The sequence below is a fragment of the Glycomyces albidus genome (assembly GCF_009451885.1).
GTDB classification, from domain to species: Bacteria; Actinomycetota; Actinomycetes; order Mycobacteriales; family Micromonosporaceae; genus Glycomyces; species Glycomyces albidus.
Genome location: NZ_WIAO01000080.1, coordinates 1 through 3,676, shown reverse-complemented (window position 1 = coordinate 3,676; position 3,676 = coordinate 1). Strand labels below are relative to the sequence as shown.

Sequence of the window (3,676 nt, the reverse complement as noted above, 5' to 3'; positions counted from 1 at the left end):
ACCGTCAACGCCTACATTCGACCCTCGGCTACAAGACCCCCGCCGAGACCCTGGCCGAGTATTACGCTCGCGCCGCCTGAAACCCAACCGTTATGAGATCCGCGTCCAAGATCCTTGCTACACCTCAGAGCCGAACTTGGCCAGGACCCCGATCCTCAGGAGGACGTGCCGAACCAGCGGCTGGCGGTTGGCGACCCTGGTTGTTTCATTTTGCAGGATGAGGATGGCCAGGTGTTCGGTCTGTGGTTTGAAGACGCGATGAGCGGCGACGCGTACTCGGCTGATCCGACAAAGGTGCGGAAGATCCTGGTCGACAACAGTCTCGGGTCGCTCCTGGACGCGACTTACTCTTCCTACCCTGACGGCGACCGCGGCGGTTACACGATCCAATTTCACCGGGACAACTGGCACGCTCCAGGATGAGTCGAGTGGTCCTAGGCAGAGTGGGGAACACCGTGTCGATGTCGGTCTCCACGAAGCCGGTGAGTCCGCCCCGCCGTGGGCATCTGTGCCCCAGGTGATGGACTCGCCGCCGGCCTGCTCGGTGCGCGCGTCGGCGAGTGGTCGACAGGGGATCGCGCATGATCCTTGCCACCGGTTACCGCTGGCCGTTGTTGAAGGCCGACCGGACACTACAGACCGTGATCAAACTTCAGATGTACCGGCATCACTCGCAAGCGGCTTTTGCATGAGCTTCCTGGTACCACTCGACCACACCGTTGACCACTTCCGCATCGAAAGGTGCGACAAGGCATGAATTAGGGAGCGGCGATGCCACGTTAGCCCCAAAAGGATGGGGCAGTCCAGGGCACCGATTCAGCGAAGCCGCTTGGTCTTGGATTCCATTACCTGAGCCGCTTCCGTTTGTTTGAGTTCATCATAGAACTCATTTGCGGTCTGATAGCGCTCAGCACGATCCCGCTTCAAGGCCTTGCCAATGATACTCTGCAGCTCATCCGATACTGGAAGGACTGATACATCAATATCCTCGTAGAGTGTCCGATGGATGACACTCATTGGATCTGGATCCGAGAAGTAGGGGGTATCACCAGCGGCGCAATAGAATAGGACCATCCCGAGTGCCCAAATATCCACCAGATGATCCGGATCGTTGTATTTGATCAAGTCTGGTGACGCGTATGCCAAAGTACCGAGGACTTCCCCGGTGTCGGTAAGTCGGTCCTGTCCGGTCTTCACGGCGATGCCAAAATCGAGAATGACCGGGCCTCGGTCTCTCTCAATACGGATATTCGAGGGCTTGAGGTCAATTCTGGCGATTCCGTTTTCTTTTAGATAAGACAATGCCTCGGCAATTCGCAGTCCGATAGCAACAATGCTCGGCTCGGGTAGCGGGCCGTCGCGGTAGACAAGACCATCAAGGTCAGGGCCCTCTAGCAACTCCATAACGATCGCAGTACCGATCTCAGGATTCTTTACCACATCGTACGTCCGGACGATCTGAGGATGACGCAATTGTTCGGCCAAATGGGCTTCCCGTTCTATGCGTTCCCGCATAGACGAACGGTCATAGTCAACCTCTCGGAGCGCCTTCACTGCTACTGGGCGATCCAATAGGCGGTCGTAGCCGCGGTACACCGTGCCCATCCCGCCCATACCGATCGCCTCACGAATCTCATAGCGGTCGGCGAGGACTCTGACAACGGGGAGAAGTCCAGCACTACCAGCATCAGCGGAGGCGACGAGAGTACCAGCAGATATATTGAGAGCTGCCCGCTCGGACTCGTTGCTCGCCGCGAGCTCCAAAAGGACTTTCCGGATACTAGCGGAGAGCTTATAGACCGCCCCGCGCACCGCACGCTGCTCATTTAGTAGGGCCTCTTGTGGGTTGGCCGATCGGATGCTTTCCACTATCCCCTGTCCTTCGAGGTGCTCGAGGAATTTGGAGACGGTGTTCACGGGAGATTGGATCAGCGGATCGAGGTCCATTCGACCCTTGCCAGCAGCGAGCTCACCAGGCGTGAACGGCTCGCCTTCGCTTCGCAGGACCCAGTCCATGACGTAGTAGACCCCGAGCCGGTGGCGGTCGATGTCAATGTCGATCGCAAACAGCGAATCCTTGGGCGCGCGCTGATCTTCGATAAACTGCCGCAAGATGCCCTCGAGGCGGGCATAGAACACCACGCGTTCCAGATCGTGGTCTGAGATGCAGATGAAGGGGCCATCACTACCCCAGACTACAAAAGAGTTGAATTCCTGAAGCAGTCTTCGCGGAATACCACGGGCCTTGAACTGAAGATAGTCACGAAAGTGCCCGAGATGATGCTCGCTCTTGTCATCATGTTGGATTAGAGTATCAAGAAGATCGTCGACTGCACTCCACGTGCAAGGGACGTACAATCGCCAGCCGAAAATACTTTCGTAGATGCTGTTTCCGCGGGCAACATCCTTGATTGCATGATCGTGCAAATCGGGACCGGCCACAAGAAGGTAGTGGGCACCCGGCATGGTCAGCACGTTCTTCAGTCCGCCGAGTATCTTCTCAATCATCTCCAGTCCGGAATCGGTTGCGGTGAGCTTGTCCGCCTCGTCGAGTACGACCACCAGTCGGATTCTGCCTCTGGTCGAACGCGACCAGGGCCATCGCCACCGGGCGCGGCCTTTCGGTCGGAGCGATTCGCTATTATTGAGAAGTGAGACCATTCGCATGATGTCGTGTTCGACGTCAGTCTCAGAATAGGCCAGAAACTGTGCCTCGGTCGCAAGGGAGCGCGTACGCTTGGCAGAGGCTGTCAGGCTTGCCAATGGTGCCTTTGCGGTCCTGCCGATTCCAACGCTGATAGCTCCAGCGCGTTCAATCGCATCCGACTGCGTTTCCTTGAATGCAAGTGAAGTACGCATGTAAGCAAGGAGCAGGGACTGCTGGAATTCTGGAGAAAGGCGCTCGAATAGGCCTTCATCATGCAAGCGTTCGAAGATCCGTCTTGTGATAGCGAATAGGAGGCGGTCGATATCAGTGGCTCTTGCCACACTTATGACGACCGGTACCACGATCTCGTCTGGTCTTGACTGGAGGGAGAGTCGCTCCAATGTGCGAAGGATGACGGTGGACTTCCCGACACCTCGAAAACCGGTGACCAGGAACGCTCCCCCCGTTGAGTGCAGTATTCGATCATGCAGCGCATCAACGAGCTCTGCATTGCCCAACATCGGCAGCATCGAGTCAGCGATGGGGAGCGGCTCGTGAATGTATCGGAAGGTATCGACGAGGGGTATCCGTACCATAACTCCGACTCCTATTCGAGAATCCGGTCGGCTGAGGCCGACTCGAGGGCCAGGGTTTGCCGCTCAGCTCGAAGGTCATCTACGTAGGGGCATTCATTGCCAGCGCGGACACCAGCACTCACAAGAGCTTAGCGCTAGCACCGACGGAGGAATCCCCACGACGGGACATAGACAGCCCAGCATAGTCGCGATCTCGTGAGAAGGGGTCCACCAGGCTTGCCGCTTCTCCGCCTGTGCTCATCGAAGATCCATGTTGGTACCTATCCTGGCCGACACTGATCAGTCACACAGCACTCTAAGAACCCCTGAGGTGTAACAAGGATGTTGGACACGGATCCTGATTTGAGAGGATCGTGTCCATGCCCGCGAAGCGCCGGAAGTTCAGCCCGCAGTTCAAGGCGGAGGCTGTGCAGATGGTCGTCCAGACCGGTCG

General features: G+C 57.2%; 2 protein-coding genes. One reads left to right on the top strand and one right to left on the bottom strand.

All coding sequences use genetic code 11. The features are described from left to right. Window positions 1-165: 165 nt before the first annotated feature. Window positions 166-423 (top strand): hypothetical protein, encoded by a 258-nt coding sequence (locus GFD30_RS26055; RefSeq protein ID WP_153028061.1) that lies wholly within the window; start codon window positions 166-168, stop codon window positions 421-423. Between the two features lie 393 nt (window positions 424-816). Here GFD30_RS26055 and GFD30_RS26050 read toward each other — a convergent pair whose 3' ends face one another. Beyond that, window positions 817-3,243 (bottom strand): protein kinase domain-containing protein, encoded by a 2,427-nt coding sequence (locus GFD30_RS26050; protein ID WP_153028060.1) that lies wholly within the window; start codon window positions 3,241-3,243, stop codon window positions 817-819. Between the last annotated feature and the right edge of the window lie 433 nt (window positions 3,244-3,676).

What these genes read in the sequence shown, in the direction of transcription:
- GFD30_RS26050 (WP_153028060.1), bottom strand. Translation starts at nt 3,243, where the DNA reads ATGGTACGGATACCCCTCGTCGATACCTTCCGATACATTCACGAGCCG.